Annotated in this window: 11 protein-coding genes; 3 read left to right on the top strand and 8 right to left on the bottom strand. The window is 72.1% G+C overall.

Going from position 1 to position 15128, the window contains the following annotated elements:
* Position 1: 1 nt before the first annotated feature.
* Together IO33_RS0122615 and IO33_RS0122620 are read right to left on the bottom strand one after the other, a co-directional pair.
* Complete coding sequence (locus IO33_RS0122615; RefSeq protein ID WP_031167870.1) at positions 2–1642, bottom strand: ABC-F family ATP-binding cassette domain-containing protein; 1641 nt, start codon at positions 1640–1642, stop codon at positions 2–4.
* Between the two features lie 35 nt (positions 1643–1677).
* Positions 1678–2709 carry a hypothetical protein gene (locus IO33_RS0122620; RefSeq protein WP_031167872.1) on the bottom strand — a complete coding sequence of 344 codons (1032 nt, stop codon included), beginning with the start codon at positions 2707–2709 and terminating at the stop codon, positions 1678–1680.
* Positions 2710–2810: 101 nt separating this feature from the next.
* Between IO33_RS0122620 and IO33_RS0122625 the strand changes: the two genes are divergently transcribed.
* On the top strand, positions 2811–3725 hold the full coding sequence (locus tag IO33_RS0122625; protein WP_031167874.1) for an FAD-dependent oxidoreductase: 915 nt from the start codon (positions 2811–2813) through the stop codon (positions 3723–3725).
* 277 nt (positions 3726–4002) lie between these two features.
* Here IO33_RS0122625 and IO33_RS0122630 read toward each other — a convergent pair whose 3' ends face one another.
* Positions 4003–5979, bottom strand: coding sequence for a Xaa-Pro dipeptidyl-peptidase (locus IO33_RS0122630; protein WP_031167876.1), 1977 nt, complete (start codon positions 5977–5979; stop codon positions 4003–4005).
* A 187-nt stretch (positions 5980–6166) separates the two neighbouring features.
* Between IO33_RS0122630 and IO33_RS0122635 the strand changes: the two genes are divergently transcribed.
* Complete coding sequence (locus IO33_RS0122635; RefSeq protein WP_031167878.1) at positions 6167–7663, top strand: M1 family metallopeptidase; 1497 nt, start codon at positions 6167–6169, stop codon at positions 7661–7663.
* Positions 7664–7823: 160 nt separating this feature from the next.
* Here the strand turns inward: IO33_RS0122635 and IO33_RS0122640 are convergent, their stop codons facing one another.
* Genes IO33_RS0122640 through IO33_RS0122650 form a run of 3 tightly spaced genes read right to left on the bottom strand, consistent with a single transcriptional unit; the run spans position 7824 to position 10750 of the window.
* Positions 7824–8741: a PfkB family carbohydrate kinase gene (locus tag IO33_RS0122640; protein ID WP_031167881.1), complete on the bottom strand. Its 918-nt coding sequence runs from the start codon at positions 8739–8741 to the stop codon at positions 7824–7826.
* The gene (locus IO33_RS0122645; RefSeq protein WP_031167883.1) at positions 8738–9226 is read right to left on the bottom strand and encodes a macro domain-containing protein; all 489 of its coding nucleotides are present in this window, start codon (positions 9224–9226) and stop codon (positions 8738–8740) included. The genes IO33_RS0122640 and IO33_RS0122645 overlap by 4 nt, the downstream gene beginning before the upstream one ends.
* A gap of 54 nt (positions 9227–9280) precedes the next feature.
* Positions 9281–10750 (bottom strand): amino acid permease, encoded by a 1470-nt coding sequence (locus tag IO33_RS0122650; RefSeq protein ID WP_031167885.1) that lies wholly within the window; start codon positions 10748–10750, stop codon positions 9281–9283.
* Positions 10751–10985: 235 nt separating this feature from the next.
* On the opposite strand from IO33_RS0122650, the gene IO33_RS0122655 reads away from it, so the two are divergent.
* Entirely contained in the window at positions 10986–11693 is a 708-nt protein-coding gene (locus IO33_RS0122655) for a MerR family transcriptional regulator (protein ID WP_031167887.1), read from the top strand.
* On the opposite strand, the gene IO33_RS0122660 is transcribed toward IO33_RS0122655, so the two are convergent.
* Complete coding sequence (locus IO33_RS0122660; protein ID WP_031167889.1) at positions 11679–13871, bottom strand: 3-hydroxyacyl-CoA dehydrogenase NAD-binding domain-containing protein; 2193 nt, start codon at positions 13869–13871, stop codon at positions 11679–11681. The genes IO33_RS0122655 and IO33_RS0122660 overlap by 15 nt on opposite strands.
* A 39-nt stretch (positions 13872–13910) precedes the next feature.
* The gene (locus IO33_RS0122665) at positions 13911–15125 is read right to left on the bottom strand and encodes an acetyl-CoA C-acetyltransferase (RefSeq protein ID WP_031167890.1); all 1215 of its coding nucleotides are present in this window, start codon (positions 15123–15125) and stop codon (positions 13911–13913) included.
* Positions 15126–15128: the final 3 nt, after the last annotated feature.

A 15128-nucleotide genomic window follows, 5' to 3' on the forward strand; every position in this document is an offset into this window, starting at 1 on the left:
GCTAGCGCTCCGTCACCTTCCCGTCCGCGACCTCCAGCCGCCGGGTCACCCGGACCGCGTCCAGCATGCGCCGGTCGTGGGTGACCAGGAGCAGGGTGCCCGCGTAGGAGTCGAGGGCCGCCTCCAGCTGTTCGATGGCGGGCAGGTCGAGGTGGTTCGTCGGCTCGTCGAGGACGAGGAGGTTGACCCCCCGGCCCTGGAGGAGGGACAGGGCGGCGCGGGTGCGCTCGCCCGGGGAGAGGGTCGCGGCCGGGCGCAGCACATGCTCGGACTTCAGGCCGAACTTGGCGAGCAGCGTGCGCACGTCCACCGGCTCGGTGTCGGGCACGGCCGCGCAGAACGCGTCCAGCAGGGTCTCGGGTCCGTGGAACAGCTTGCGGGCCTGGTCGACCTCGCCGACCAGCACACCGGAGCCGAGCGCGGCGTGTCCGGCATCGAGCGGGACGCGGCCGAGGAGCGCGCCGAGCAGGGTCGACTTGCCGGCGCCGTTCGCCCCGGTGACCGCCACCCGGTCCGCCCAGTCGATCTGCAGCGACACCGGGCCGAAGGTGAAGTCGCCGCGCCGCACCTCGGCGTCCCGCAGGGTCGCCGCCACCGCGCCGGAGCGCGGCGCGGTGGCGATCTCCATGCGCAGCTCCCACTCCTTGCGCGGCTCCTCGACCGTCTCCAGGCGTTCGATCATGCGCTGGGTCTGCCGTGCCTTGGCGGCCTGCTTCTCGCTGGCCTCGCTGCGGAACTTGCGGCCGATCTTGTCGTTGTCGTTGCCGGCCTTGCGCCGGGCGTTCTTCACGCCCTTGTCCATCCAGGACCGCTGCATCTGCGCGCGGTCCTGGAGGGCGGTCCGCTTGTCGGCGTACTCCTCGTACTCCTCGCGGGCGTGCCGGCGGGATACCTCGCGTTCCTCCAGGTAGGCCTCGTAGCCGCCGCCGTAGAGGCTGATCTGCCGCTGGGCGAGGTCGAGTTCGAGGACCTTGGTGACGGTGCGGGTGAGGAACTCGCGGTCGTGGCTGACGACGACCGTGCCGGCGCGCAGCCCGGAGACGAAGCGTTCCAGGCGCTCCAGGCCGTCCAGGTCGAGGTCGTTGGTGGGCTCGTCCAGGAGGAAGACGTCGTAGCGGGACAGCAGCAGCGAGGCGAGCCCGGCGCGGGCCGCCTGGCCGCCGGACAGGGCGGTCATCGACTGGTCCAGGCCGACGGCGAGGCCGAGGGAGTCGGCGACCTCCTCCGCGCGCTCCTCCAGGTCGGCGCCGCCGAGGCCGAGCCAGCGCTCCAGGGCCGTGGCGTAGGCGTCGTCGGCGCCGGGCGCGCCCTCCACGAGTGCCTGGGTGGCCTCGTCCATGACGCGCTGGGCCTCGGCGACACCCGTACGGCGGGCCAGGAACTCCCGGACGGTCTCCCCCGGCCTGCGCTCCGGCTCCTGCGGCAGATGACCGACGGTGGCGGACGGCGGGGACAGGCGGAGTTCGCCCTGTTCCGGCGGGGTGAGTCCGGCGAGGAGCTTGAGCAGGGTGGACTTGCCCGCGCCGTTGGCGCCCACGAGACCGATCACGTCGCCGGGGGCGACCACGAGGTCCAGCCCGGAGAAGAGGGAGCGGTCGCCGTGGCCGGCGGCGAGGTTCTTGGCGACGAGGGTGGCAGTCATCAGGAGGCAGATCCTAACGGGCCGCTCTCCCCGTCTCAGTCGCGTTTCCGGCCGGTGACCGGCGCCGTGAGCACGCCTCCGGTCGTGCGGGCGACGACGAACGCCTCCCCCTTGACCGCCTTCGGGTCGAGGGGGACGCGGTGCCGGCCGGGCTCCAGGACGCCGTCGAACACCTCGCGCACCTGGGTGCGGTAGAGCCGGTCGAGGCGGTAGGCGGTGATCCGTACCCGGCACGCGGAGGTCACCTCCACGTCCGCGGTGCTGCCGGCGGCGGCCAGCCCGGTGAGCCGGCGCTGCGGGAGCGGGCTGCGGTCCAGGGCGTGCTCGATCTGGGCGACGAGCAGCGGCACGATGGGCGCCAGCCCGTCCACGCGGGCGACCTCGACGCCGGCCCGGTCGAAGGCCTCCAGCACGGCGGACCGGTCGGCCTCGCCGACCGCGCGGCCGAAGGCGACCGCGCCGTAGCCGCGCAGCTCCTCGGCGGGCACGGCCCGGGCGTCCTGCGTGATGTCGGCGCCGATGCCGATGGTGCGCAGCGCGGCGGCCAGCCTGGCCAGCACCGCGACCCGGGCGCCGATCAGCAGCACCCGCCGGCGGGGCGCGACGGAGCCGTCCCTCAGGGCGCCGAGTGCCGCGCGGTACTCGGCACCGTGGAAGCGGAACGGTCCTATGCCGTGGTAGCCGTTGAGCTGCAGGTCGGCGTGCTCCTCCGTCTGCCAGGCGAAGTCCCGCCAGATGTAGTCCTCGCCGTCGCGCTCGATGACGGCGGTGACCGCTCCGCAGGCCAGGTCCGCGCACTCGGGGCAGCCGTAGATGACGAACCGGCCTTCCGGGAGCGGCGGTTCGGCTTCCAGGAGCAGCGCGCGCACCTGCTCGGTGAAGATGGCGGGCGGGATGTCCGAGGCGAGCGGGGAGACGGCGTCGAGGTCGGACAGCCGGAACAGCAGCGGACGGCCGTCCACGACGAAGTCCACGAAGTCGCGGTGCGCCTGGTAGCCGCCGTCGGCGAGCACACCGCCGGCGCGGGTCGCCGGTGCCAGGCCGAAGGTCGCGTATGCGGCAGACATGCTGTGAGTATCCCCACGCCGGCCCGGATCTGAGCCCGGCGGGACGCAGCCGGCCCAAGTGGGCCTATCGTCCTGGCGTGGACAGCGAGCCGAGTGACGAAGTGATCGTGGTCGGGAGCGGGGTCGCCGGGCTGACGACGGCCGTGGTGCTGGCCGAGTCCGGACGGCGGGTACGGGTGTGGGCGCGGGAGCCCGCCGAGCGTACGACCTCGGCGGTCGCCGGCGGTCTGTGGTGGCCGTATCGCATCGAACCCGAGCCCCTGGTCGGCGCGTGGGCGCTCGCGTCCCTCGCCGTGTACGAGGAGCTGGCGCGGCGGCCGCAGGAAACGGGCGTACGCCTGGTCGACGGCGTACACCGGGGGACCCTGCTGGACGGGCTCGGCGCGTGGGCGGGCCGGGTGGCGGGGCTGCGGGCCGTCGCCGAGGGGCTGGCGGCGCGGCTGCCGCTGATCGACATGCCGGTGCATCTGGCCTGGCTGCGGGAGCGGCTCGCCGAGGCGGGGGGCGTGGTGGAGGTGCGCGAGGTGTCCGGCCTCGCCGCCGTACCGGCGCCGGTCGTGGTCAACTGCACGGGTCTGGGGGCGCGTTCGCTGGTGCCGGACCCGGCGGTGCGTCCGGTGCGCGGGCAGCTGGTGGTGGTGGAGAACCCGGGGATCACGACGTGGTTCACGTCCGTCGAGCACGCCTCGGACGCCTCCACGTACTTCATGCCGCAACCGGGCGGACTGCTGCTGGGCGGTACGGCGCAGGACGACGACTGGTCCCTTCGGCCGGACCCCGCCACCGCCGCGGCGATCGTCGCCCGGTGCGCGGCGGTCCGGCCGGAGATCGCGCGGGCCCGGGTGCTGGGCCACCGGGTGGGGCTGCGGCCGGCCCGGGACGCGGTACGGCTGGAACGGCAGCGACTGGCCGACGGCCGCGTCCTGGTGCACAACTACGGGCACGGCGGGGCCGGGGTCACCGTGGCGTGGGGATGTGCCCGTCAGGCGGCCGAGCTGGCGTTCCCGGCCGCCTGACGGGGCTCAGGGCGGGGTCGCTCCGGGCGTCGGCGGGGCGGCCCGGACCGCCGCGCCCGCCCGTGCCGCTCTCGGGGCCCCCGGGCCCTTGGGGCACTGGGGCACTGGGGCACTGGAGGAAGCACGGCCGCCCGCGGTCGCGGGCGGCCGCACCGTCCCAGGGGCGCGGGAACCGGCGGGGCCGGGGCCGCGACGGACCCCGCCCGGCGGCGCTCAGGCCCCCGACGGCGCGATCCCGCAGGAGCTCTCACCCGCCGCGGCCCAGGCCTCGCCGCGCCTACATCGGGATGTGCTCGGCGGCGCGCGGTGTACGGACGCCGTTCAGGATCCTCGGCGCGGGAGCCGTACCGGCCGCACCGGCCGTGGCCCGGGCGAACGCCGGTGCGCCGCCGGCCAGCGGGAGAGCCGCCCGCGTACCGGACAGGTCGATCGTCAGGGCCGGCTTCGTCGACGGCGGGTCGATCAGGTCCTTGTCCGTGCCCGCGATGATCAGGGCGAGCCGGTGTCCTCGGGGGACGACATGGTCGGTGGCCGCCAGACGCAGGGTCATCGTGTACGCCTTGCCCGGCGTGAGCGGGACGCCCTTGGCGAGGGAGGCGTGGTGGCCGAGGTCGGCCCAGCCGCGGCTGAACACGGTGTAGTCGACCTTGGCGGTCTTGGCCCGGGTCTCCTTGAAGCAGGCGCTGTCCCCGGCCGTGCTCTCGCCCCAGCAGGTGCGGTCGGTGAGCGTGGTGATGCCCTCGTGCGGGTCCGCGTAGTCGCGGATCGTGTCCGGGCCGAGGTCGACCAGGACCGCGGAGACGTGGGCCGAGGTGGTGGTCGGGGTCGCGGTCACCGTCACCGTGGACGAACCGGCGAGGCGCAGGTCGCGGGTGAGCGGCGCGGTGAGGAAGCCGGTCTTCTCGGCCGTGGGCGTGGTCAGGTGCGCGGCCCAGTCGGTCTCGCTCAGCTTCGGGTCGTCGGTGAAGCTCTCGGTGCCGGTGGCCGGGCGCAGGCCGAGCGTGCCGACGCCGGCCCGGGTGCCGGACGCCGGGTGCAGGACGGTGGCGCGGGTGGTCTGCGGCGGCCAGACGCGGGAGGTGACCCACTGGTCGGGGTGGCGTTCGACGTCGGCCATCGGTTCACGGTCGATACCGTTGTCGTAGCCGAGGAGTTCGTGGTCGAACCAGCGGTGCAGGGTGTCGACCCAGGCGCCGCGCCGGTAGTCGAACGGGTCGACGTGCCCGGTCTGGGACAGCCAGATCTTGCGCTGGACACCGTGCTCGGCGAGGGCGTCCCACCACTGGCCGAAGTGCTTGGTGCGGACGTTGAGGTCCTGCATGCCGTGCACCAGGAACACGCTGGCGCGCACCTTCGCCGCGTCCTTGACGTAGTCCCGCTCGCTCCACAGCCCGGTCCAGTCGCCGCTGCGCGGGCTGCCGTCGGCGAGTTTCTTCTGTACGGCGGCGCAGTGGGCGTGCGCCGCGTCGCTCTCCACGTAGCCGGCCAGTTCGTCGGGGCCGCCGTGGTACAGCGGGGCGCCCTGTGCGAAGTAGTAGTCGTACCAGGAGGAGATGCCGCTGATCGGGACGATCGTCTTCAGGCCTTTGACACCGGTGGCGGCTACGCCGTTGGCGATCGTGGCGTCCCAGCTCTTGCCGATCATGCCGGTGCTGCCGTTGCTCCAGACGGCCTTGACGGTCCTGGCCCCGGTCCGGCTCGTGTACGCGGTGGCGCGGCCGTTCAGCCAGTCGATGACGGCCTTCGCGGACCGGATGTCGGAGCGGCCGCCGACGTCGACGCAGCCGTCGGAGCGGTTGGTGCCGGCGAGGTCGACGCCGACGAAGGCGTAGCCGCGGGGCACGAAGTAGTTGTCGTAGAAGAGCGGCATCCGGACGACGTGGCCCTGTGGGTCGTACGTCTTCTTCTGGCTCTCGTTGCCGCGTCCGCAGCAGGAGTAGTAGGGGCTGGCGTCCATGATGACGGGCACCTTGCGGCCCTGGCGGGCGGGTTCGGCGGGCCGGACGATGTCGGCGGCGACGCGGTCGCTCCTCCCGTCGCCGTCCCCGTCGAGGCCGGTGTCCACCCACACGGACTCGCGGACGGCGTGGGCGTAGGAGTAGACCGGCCGGCTCTCGCGGGTGGTCCGGCCCGCGCCGGTGGCGGCCTGTGCGGCGACGGGGGTCAGGAAGGCGGCCGCCAGGACGGCGGCGACCGCGGTCGCGAGCGTTCTCCAGATCGTGAAGCGCGTTCTCATCGGCGTGCGAAGTGGCATGCGCGGACGGTACTCCGGTCAACTCCCTGGCAGAAGGGTGATTTCCGGCGCCTCGCGTGTCGCGTGACGGCTGAATGGCGATCGTGTGACAGCGGGGGCCATGGACAGGTCAGGGGCCTCAGGGACTGAATAGGCTCCGTACAGAGTTCTCCGAACGGACCTGCAGTCCCTACGACTTGGAGCTGACGTGCACCGCAGAATCATCGCGCCGGGCGCGCTCGCGGCGGCCTCCCTCCTGCTGGCGATCCCGGCATCGGCCGCGAGCTACTCCCCCGGCGCGCCGGGCATCGGCGACCCCTACTACCCCGACTACGGCAACGGCGGCTACGACGTCTCCCACTACGACCTGAGGCTGCAGTACCAGCCGAAGACGGACGAGTTGCAGGGCACGGCGACGATCCTGGCGCGGACCACGCAGGACCTGTCCAGCTTCGACCTGGACTTCCTGCTGGACGTGAGCGAGGTACGGGTCAACGGCGCCAAGGCCGCCTTCACGACCTCCGGGCAGCACGAACTGGTCGTCACACCGAAGACCCCGCTGGCCAAGGGCACGCCGGTCACCGTCGTCGTCCGCTACAGCGGTGTGCCGTCCACGAAGGCCGCCTACGGCTTCACCGCCTGGCACCGCACGCCCGACGGCGCGGTCGCGGCCGACGAGCCCGAGGCCGCCTGGTGGTGGTTCCCGAGCAACGACCACCCGAGCGACAAGGCCACCTACGACGTGTCGGTGGCCGTGCCGGACGACACCCAGGCGATCTCCAACGGCACCCTGCAGGCGACGAGTTCGAAGCTCGGCTGGACCCGCTACAGCTGGCGGCAGAACAAGCCGCAGGCGACGTATCTGGCCACGCTCGCCGTCGGCAGGTTCGACATCACGACCAGTACCTCCGACGGCGGGGTGCCGGTCGTCAACGCCTACAGCAAGGACCTCGGCGACAACGACGGGGCGGCGCGGGCGAGCGTGGAGCGCACCGGCGAGCTCGTCGACTGGCTGAGCGGCTACTTCGGGCCGTATCCGTTCAGCTCGGCCGGCGGGTACGTGCCGAACACCACCACAGGGTACGCGCTGGAGACCCAGGGCCGCGTCTACTACAGCCCGAAGCAGTTCGCGAAGGGCTCCAACGCCTCGGTGGTCGTGCACGAGCTGGCCCACCAGTGGTACGGCGACGACGTGTCGGTGAAGGACTGGAAGGACATCTGGCTCAACGAGGGCTTCGCGACCTACGCGCAGTGGCTGTGGTCCGAGCACGAGGGCGAGGGCACCACGCGGCAGCTCGCCGACTACGTGTACGCCTCCCACCCGGCCGACGACGCCTTCTGGACGGTCAAGCCGGGTGACCCGGGCCCGGACAACCAGTTCGACGACGCCGTCTACGACCGGGGCGCGCTCGCCATCCAGGCGCTGCGGGACGAGATCGGCGACGACGCGTTCTTCCGCATCCTGAAGGGCTGGCCGCAGGAGCACGCGTACGGCAACGCCTCGGTGGCCGACTTCCAGAGGTACGCCGAGCAGGTGTCCGGCAAGCCGCTCTCGGCGCTGTTCGACACCTGGCTGTTCCAGCCGTCGAAGCCGGCCGCGTCCGCGGCCCGGTCCCTGGCGAAGGCGGACGCGCCGGTGGCCCGGCCGAAGTCGTGGAAGAAGGTCGAGGCGGCGCACGACGCGCACGCCACGCCCGGGCACTGACCCGGCGCGGTCTGGTGCTGTGGCCTGAAAGGTTTGCCGGAAAGCTCGCGGCGTCCGGTGCGGAGCATCGCCCGCGTACCGGATGTACTCGGGTGGCGCGACAACGCGGCGAGGTGCCGTGCCGGGCGTCGCGAGCCGGTGAACCTTTCCGGCCGCGGTACTAGGGTCTCGGCGCCGTCGCCCGCTTCAGCAGCTCGTCCCGGCCTATCGACTCCGCCCGGGAGGCCGGGACCGTGCAGGCGTGGGCGCCCGCGACGGCGCCGTAGCGGGCGCACGTCCCGGGCGGCTCGCCGCCCAGGCGGCCGTAGAGGAAGGCGGCGGCGAAGGCGTCGCCCGCGCCGTTGGAGTCCACCACCGGCGCGGGCGGCACCGCCGCGGGGACGCGGGACAGCTCGCCGTCGGCCAGCAGGTACGCGCCCTCGGCCCCGGCGGTGGCGACGACGGCCTCGGCCCGGCCCCGCTCGGCGATGCGCCGCATGGTCCGCTCGGGGTCGGTCAGCGCGGCGGCCGACAGGAAGACGACGTCCGCCGCGTGGGCGAACGGCTCGTGGTACGGGTTCTCGCCGTCCCAGTCGTGCAGGTCGGTGGAGAGCGGGATGCCCGTCGCGGTCAGCACGGGCAGGGCGTCGGCGCAGGGCGGGGTGATCGTGACATGGACGTGCCGGCTCGCCCCGGCGAGCGTGCGCAGCGTCTGGGGCGGAAACCGGTCGCCGGGACGGGCGCGGCTGGTGTCGTACAGGGACAGGCGGCGGCCGTCCGGGCCGACGAGGTTGACCGCCCGTCTGGTGCCGGCGGGCTGCGGGAGCGCGGTCAGTGCGATGCCGTGCTCGCGGTGCAGGGCGCGCACGAGGTCGCCCTCGGGGTCGTCGCCGAGCAGATCGAGGTGGTGGGCGCGCAGGCCGAGTGCGGCGAGGCCCAGCGCGACGAAGTCGCCGGTCTGTCCGGCCCGGGTGCGGATCCCGGAGTCGATCAGGTAACTGTCGGCGTAGGGCAGGGGGAGCTCGGGGACCTGGATGATCGTGTCCACGCCGGCTCCGCCCAGCACCAGGACATCCGTCGCACCGCTGCGCGAGGTCATCCGCCGCCCTCCCCGTGGTCGTAGACCGTCACCGCGATCCCCCGTTTCACCAGTCGCTCGTCGATGAGCGGCGCTACGCGGGACCACCTGCCGCCCGCCAGGCCGCAGCCTATGCGGGGCATGTGCACGGACGCACCGAGTCCGGCCGCTTCGCCGGCGAGGGTGTTCAGGGCGGTGTCGATCGCCTCGTAGCGCACGGGGACGCCCTTGCTGCCCCTTCTGATGCCGCGCTGGCCGATCATGTTGGCCACCCACACATACGGCTCGACCCGGACCAGCTGGACCGCGCCCAGGGCGAAGTCGTTGCGCGCGCGGTCGCGGTGCCAGGCGCGGTACGCCGCCTCCGGCTGGGGCCAGCGGCGCGAGAGCGCGAGCACGAAGCCCTTCCCCCAGCCGCCGATGTCGTTGCAGACATGGGCGATCACCTTGACGCCCTTGACCGACGGCACGGTGGCGTCACCCCGGACATACGTGATCTCCGACATGACGCCACCGTAGGCGATGCCACCGACAGTGGCGGAGGGCCTCCTCCCGGGCCGCTACTTCGTCAGCCCGGACAGCTCCTGGTCGGTGTTGCGCGACACGCGGCGGCGCACGCCGAACCAGCCGGCGACCAGCATGAGGGCGATCACCGGGATCAGCAGGATGGTCTTCCGGCCGACGTCGGGGTCGTTCCACATCATGCCGAGGCAGACCAGCAGGAACACGATCGTGGCGATCTCGGTGACCGGGCTGAACTTCAGCTGGAAGTGCGGCCGGGTCGCCAGGCCGGCGCGGGCACGGCGGACGAAGATCATGTGACAGAGCATGATGATCACCCAGGTGCTGATGATGCCGAGGGAGGCGACGTTCAGCACGATCTCGAAGGCCTGGCTGGGCACCAGGTAGTTCAGGCCGACGCCGAGGACACAGACCGCGCAGGTCAGCAGGATGCCGCCGTAGGGGACCTGGCTGCGGTTCATCCGCGCGGTGAACTTCGGGGCGGAGCCCGCCATGGCCATGGAGCGCAGGATGCGGCCGGTGGAGTACAGACCGGAGTTCAGCGAGGACATGGCGGCGGTCAGCACGACCAGGTTCATCACGTCACCGGCCGCCGGAACGCCGATCTTGGACAGCACGGTGACGAACGGGCTCTGGTCGGCGGAGTACACCGAGCCGGGCAGCAGCAGGGCCAGCAGCACGACCGAGCCGACGTAGAAGAGGCCCACCCGCCACATGATCGAGTTCACCGCGCGCGGGACGACCTTCTCCGGCTCGGCGGTCTCGCCGGCGGCGACGCCCACCAGTTCCAGGGCGGCGTAGGCGAAGATCACGCCCTGCATGACCAGGACGACCGGCATCATGCCGTGCGGGAAGAGCCCGCCGTTGTCGGTGATGACGCTCAGGCCGGGGGTGTGGCCGCCGACCTTGTGCTGGGTGGCGAGCAGGAAAATGCTGATCAGCATGAAGCCGACGATGGTGGCGACCTTGATGATCGCGAACCAGAACTCCATCTCGCCGAAGATCTTCACCGAGATCAGGTTCACGGCCAGGACCACCGCGAGGGCGATCAGGGCGAGCACCCACTGGGGAATGCTGGTGAACATGGACCAGTAGTGCGTGTAGAGCGCGATCGCGGTGATGTCGGCGATGCCGGTGGTCGACCAGTTCAGGAAGTACATCCAGCCGGCGACGTAGGCGCCCTTCTCGCCGAGGAACTCGCGCGCGTAGGACACGAAGGACCCGGAGGACGGGCGGTACAGGACCAGCTCGCCCAGGGCCCGGACGACGAAGAAGGCGAAGACGCCGCAGACCAGGTAGGCCAGGGCGAGCGCCGGGCCCGCGTTGTGCAGGCGGCCGCCGGCGCCCAGGAGGAGTCCGGTGCCGATGGCGCCACCGATGGCGATCATGTTGACGTGGCGGGCCTTGAGGTCCTTGCTGTAACCGGCGTCGCCCGCGTCCGCGGGCGTCGGGGCCACCTCGGGATGGGTGGTGGCCTGCACCGATTCCACGGTGTCCTTGCTGCTCACGGGTGGTTCCACTTCCTGGTGCGCCCGGGCCTCGTGGGCCCGGGGGTCGTGCAGGGCTCGGCCCGCACCACCCTGTTGAGTCGCGGTACAGACCAAGACAGCAGCTTCCCAGAGAGATCCGCGGATACGCGGTGGCCGATGTCACAGAGCGTCGCTTGTCACACGATCCACTCAGGGTTCACCCGGCGTTCACCATGGGTTTCACACTCCTGGTGAGACAGCGATACTGCTGCACATGACGACCGAGGCCGGGGAGACGCCCCTCACCATCGACGAGCTGGCCGCCCGGGCGGGCGTCACGGTCCGCACCGTGCGCTTCTACGGCAGCAAGGGTCTGCTGCCGCCGCCGGTGATCGGCCCGCGCCGGGTGGGGCACTACGGGCCGGACCACGTGGCACGGCTGGCCCTCATCGAGGAGTTGCAGCAGCAGGGCATGACCCTGTCGGCGATCGAGCGGTACCTGAAGCAGCTGCCGCACGACCTCACCCCGCATGACCTGGCCATTCACCGGGCGGTGGTCGCGTCCTGGGCGCCGGACGCGGTGGACACGGTGTCCCGGCGGGAACTGGAACGGCGGGCGGGACGGCCGCTGACCGTCGAGGACCTGGAGCGGCTGGCGGCGATGAACGTCGTCGCCGGGGCGGGCGACGACACCTTCCGCGTCGACTCGGGGCTGCTCCGGCTCGGTGTGCAGCTGCTCGACGTGCCGTTGTCGCAGGAGGTGATCCTCGCGGCGCGCAAGGTGCTCATCGAGCACTCGCGCGCCGCGGCTCACGAGCTGTCCCAGCTCTTCCGCGGCGAGGTGGCGGAGCGTGACGCCCAGGACGTGAGGTCCCTGTCGGCGCACATGCACCCCTTGGTGGTGCAGGCGCTGCTGACGACGTTCCAGCGCTCGCTGCGGGAAGAGCTGGGCCAGTGGGTCACCGGGTCAGGAACGGACTGAGTCGCCGAACGGTTCGCCCTTCTCGCCCTTTGCCGCCTTCTCGACGAGCAGCGCGGGCGGGGTGAACCGCTCGCCGTAGGTCTCGGCGAGTTCCCGCGCGCGGGCCACGAATCCGGGCAGGCCGCCTTCGTAGCCGTTGATGTACTGCAGGACGCCGCCGGTCCAGCCCGGGAAGCCGATGCCGAGGATGGAGCCGATGTTGGCGTCGGCGACCGAGGTCAGGACGCCCTCCTCAAGGAGCCGCACGGTGTCGAGGGCCTCGGAGAAGAGCATCCGCTCCTGCATGTCGCGGAACGGGATCTCGTGCCCGGGCCTGCCGAAGTGCTCGCGCAGTCCCGGCCACAGCCCGGCCCGCCTGCCGTCCTCGGTGTAGTCGTAGAAACCGGCGCCGCCACTGCGGCCGGGGCGGCCGAACTCGTCGACCATGCGGTCGATGACCGCGTCCGCCGGGTGCGGGGTCCAGGTGCCGCCCGCCTCCTCCACGGCCCGCCTCGTCTCTCCCCGGATCTTGCGCGGCAGGGTGAGCGTCAGCTCGTCCATGAGGGAGAGCACCTTGGCCGGGTAGCCGGCCTGGGCTGCGGCCTGCTCCACGGAGGCGGGCTCGATGCCCTCGCCGACCATGGCGACGCCCTCGTTGATGAAGTGGCCGATCACCCGGGAGGTGAAGAAGCCGCGCGAGTCGTTCACGACGATCGGCGTCTTGTTGATCTGCCGGACCAGGTCGAAGGCCCGGGCGAGCGCCTCGTCACCGGTGCGCTCACCCTTGATGATCTCCACCAGCGGCATCTTGTCGACCGGCGAGAAGAAGTGCAGCCCGATGAAGTCGGTCTGGCGCTGCACGCCCTCGGCGAGCGTGGTGATGGGCAGGGTGGAGGTGTTGGAGCACAGCAGCGCGTCCGGGGCGATGACGGACTCGATCTCCTGGAACACCTTGTGCTTGAGCGTGGTGTCCTCGAAGACGGCCTCGATCACCGCGTCACAGCCCGCGAGATCGGCCACGTCGGCGGTCGGCGTGATCCGGGCGAGCAGCGCGTCCGCCTTCTCCTGGCTGGTACGGCCCTTGGCGACGGCCTTGGCGCACAGCGTCTCGGAGTAGCCCTTGCCCTTGACGGCCGCCTCCAGGGCGACGTCCTTGAGGACGACGTCGATGCCCGCGCGGGCGCAGGAGTAGGCGATGCCGGCGCCCATCATGCCGGCGCCGAGGACGGCGACCCTGCGGACCTGGCGGGGCTCGATGCCCTGGGGCCGGTTCGCGCCGGAGTTGACGGCCTGGAGGTCGAAGAAGAACGCCTGGATCATGTTCTTCGAGGTCTGCCCGGCGGCCAGCTCCACGAAGTAGCGGGCCTCGATGACCTGAGCGGTCTCGAAGTCGACCTGGGCGCCCTCGACGGCCGCGGCGAGGATGTTGCGGGGGGCCGGGTACGGCGCGCCGTTCGTCTGCTTGCGCAGGCTCGCCGGGAAGGCCGGCAGGTTGGCCGCGAACTTCGGGTTGGCGGGGGTGCCGCCGGGGATCCTGTAGCCGGGCTTGTCCCAGGGCTGCTGGGACTCGGGGTTGGCGTCGATGAAGGCGCGGGCCTTGGCGAGCAGTTCCTCCGGCGTGGCGGCGACCTCGTGGACGAGGCCGTTGTCCCGGGCGCGCCGTGCGTTGTACTGCTGCCCCTGGAGGAGCACCTTCAGCAGCGCGTCCGTGATGCCGAGCAGCCGGACGGTGCGGACCACTCCGCCGCCGCCGGGGAGCAGGCCGAGGGTGACCTCGGGGCAGCCGATCTTCGTGCCGGAGGTGTCGAGGGCCACCCGGTGGTGGCAGGCGAGGGCGAGCTCGAAACCGCCGCCCAGGGCGGCGCCGTTGATCGCCGCGACGACCGGCTTGCCGAGGGTCTCGATGCGGCGCAGGTTCCGCTTGATGGCGAGACCGCCGTCGAACAGCTCCTGCGCGGTCTCGGGCGTGACCCGGATCAGGTCGCGCAGGTCGCCGCCCGCGAAGAAGGTCTTCTTCGCCGAGGTGAAGATGATGCCCCGGACGGAGTCCTTCTCGGCCTCCAGCCGGTCGGTGATCGCGGCGAGGGAGTCCCGGAACGCCTGGTTCATGGTGTTCGCGGACTGGCGCGGGTCGTCCAGGACGAGGGTGACGACACCGGTGTCGTCCTGCTCCCAGCGGATGGTGGTGCTCTCGGTCATGACAGTCGTCTCCGTTGAAGTCCGTTGGTCCGCGGGGAGTCAGATGCGCTCGACGACGGTGGCGATGCCCATGCCGCCGCCGACGCACAGGGTGGCGAGGCCGTAGCGCTTGTCCTGCCGCTCCAGTTCGTCCACGAGGGTGCCGAGGATCATCGCGCCGGTCGCGCCGAGCGGGTGTCCGAGGGCGATGGCGCCGCCGTTGACGTTGACCTTGTCGAGGCTGAGGCCCATGTCCCTGACGAAGCGCAGCACGACCGCGGCGAACGCCTCGTTGATCTCGACCAGGTCGATGTCGTCGATGGTGAGTCCGGCCTTCGCCAGGGCCTTGCGGGTGGCGGGGGCGGGGCCGGTGAGCATGATGGTGGGCTCGGAGCCGGAGACGGCGGCCGAGACGATCCGCGCGCGCGGGGTGAGGCCGTAGCGCTCGCCGACCTCCTTGGAGCCGATCGCGACGAGGGAGGCGCCGTCCACGATGCCGGAGGAGTTGCCCGCGTGGTGGACGTGGTCGATCTTCTCCACCCAGTGGTACTTCTGCAGCGCGACGGCGTCGAAGCCGCCCAGCTCGCCGATGTCCGCGAACGACGGCTTGAGCTTCGCCAGGGAGTCGGCGGTGGTGCCGGGGCGCGGGTGCTCGTCGTGGTCGAGGACGACCAGGCCGCTGCGGTCCTTGACGGGGACGACCGAGCGGTCGAAGCGGCCCTCCTTCCAGGCCGTGGCGGCGCGCTCCTGGGACAGGGCCGCGTACTCGTCGACGTCGCGGCGGGAGAAGCCCTCGATCGTGGCGATCAGGTCGGCGCCGATGCCCTGCGGGACGAAGTTGACGGCGAGGTTGGTCATCGGGTCGTTGAACCAGGCGCCGCCGTCGGAGGCCATCGGGACGCGGGACATGGACTCGACACCGCCCGCGAGGACCAGGTCCTCCCAGCCGGAGCGGACCTTGGCGGCGGCCAGGTTGACGGCCTCCAGGCCCGACGCGCAGAAGCGGTTCTCCTGCACGCCCGCGACCGTGTCCGGCAGTCCGGCGGCGATCGCCGCGATCCGGGCGATGTCGGAGCCCTGGTCGCCGACGGGTCCGACGACGCCGAGCACGATGTCGTCGACGGCGGCCGGGTCGAGGCCGGGGAAGCGGTCGCGGATCTCGTGGATGAGACCGACCACCAGGTCGATGGGCTTCGTGCCGTGCAGGGCGCCGTTCGCCTTGCCGCGGCCGCGCGGGGTGCGGATCGCGTCGTACACGTACGCTTCGGTGCTCACTGG

It is taken from the genome of Streptomyces durhamensis (assembly GCF_000725475.1).
Taxonomy (GTDB): Bacteria; Actinomycetota; Actinomycetes; order Streptomycetales; family Streptomycetaceae; genus Streptomyces; species Streptomyces filipinensis.

Bases quoted from the DNA above. Each gene is read 5' to 3' on its own strand.
- IO33_RS0122640 (WP_031167881.1), bottom strand. From the start codon at position 8,741: ATGACCTCGCGCAGCGGTGCGACGGATGTCCTGGTGCTGGGCGGAGCC.
- IO33_RS0122655 (WP_031167887.1), top strand. From the start codon at position 10,986: ATGACGACCGAGGCCGGGGAGACGCCCCTCACCATCGACGAGCTGGCC.
- IO33_RS0122630 (WP_031167876.1), bottom strand. From the start codon at position 5,979: ATGCCACTTCGCACGCCGATGAGAACGCGCTTCACGATCTGGAGAACG.
- IO33_RS0122620 (WP_031167872.1), bottom strand. From the start codon at position 2,709: ATGTCTGCCGCATACGCGACCTTCGGCCTGGCACCGGCGACCCGCGCC.
- IO33_RS0122615 (WP_031167870.1), bottom strand. From the start codon at position 1,642: ATGACTGCCACCCTCGTCGCCAAGAACCTCGCCGCCGGCCACGGCGAC.
- IO33_RS0122645 (WP_031167883.1), bottom strand. From the start codon at position 9,226: ATGTCGGAGATCACGTATGTCCGGGGTGACGCCACCGTGCCGTCGGTC.
- IO33_RS0122660 (WP_031167889.1), bottom strand. From the start codon at position 13,871: ATGACCGAGAGCACCACCATCCGCTGGGAGCAGGACGACACCGGTGTC.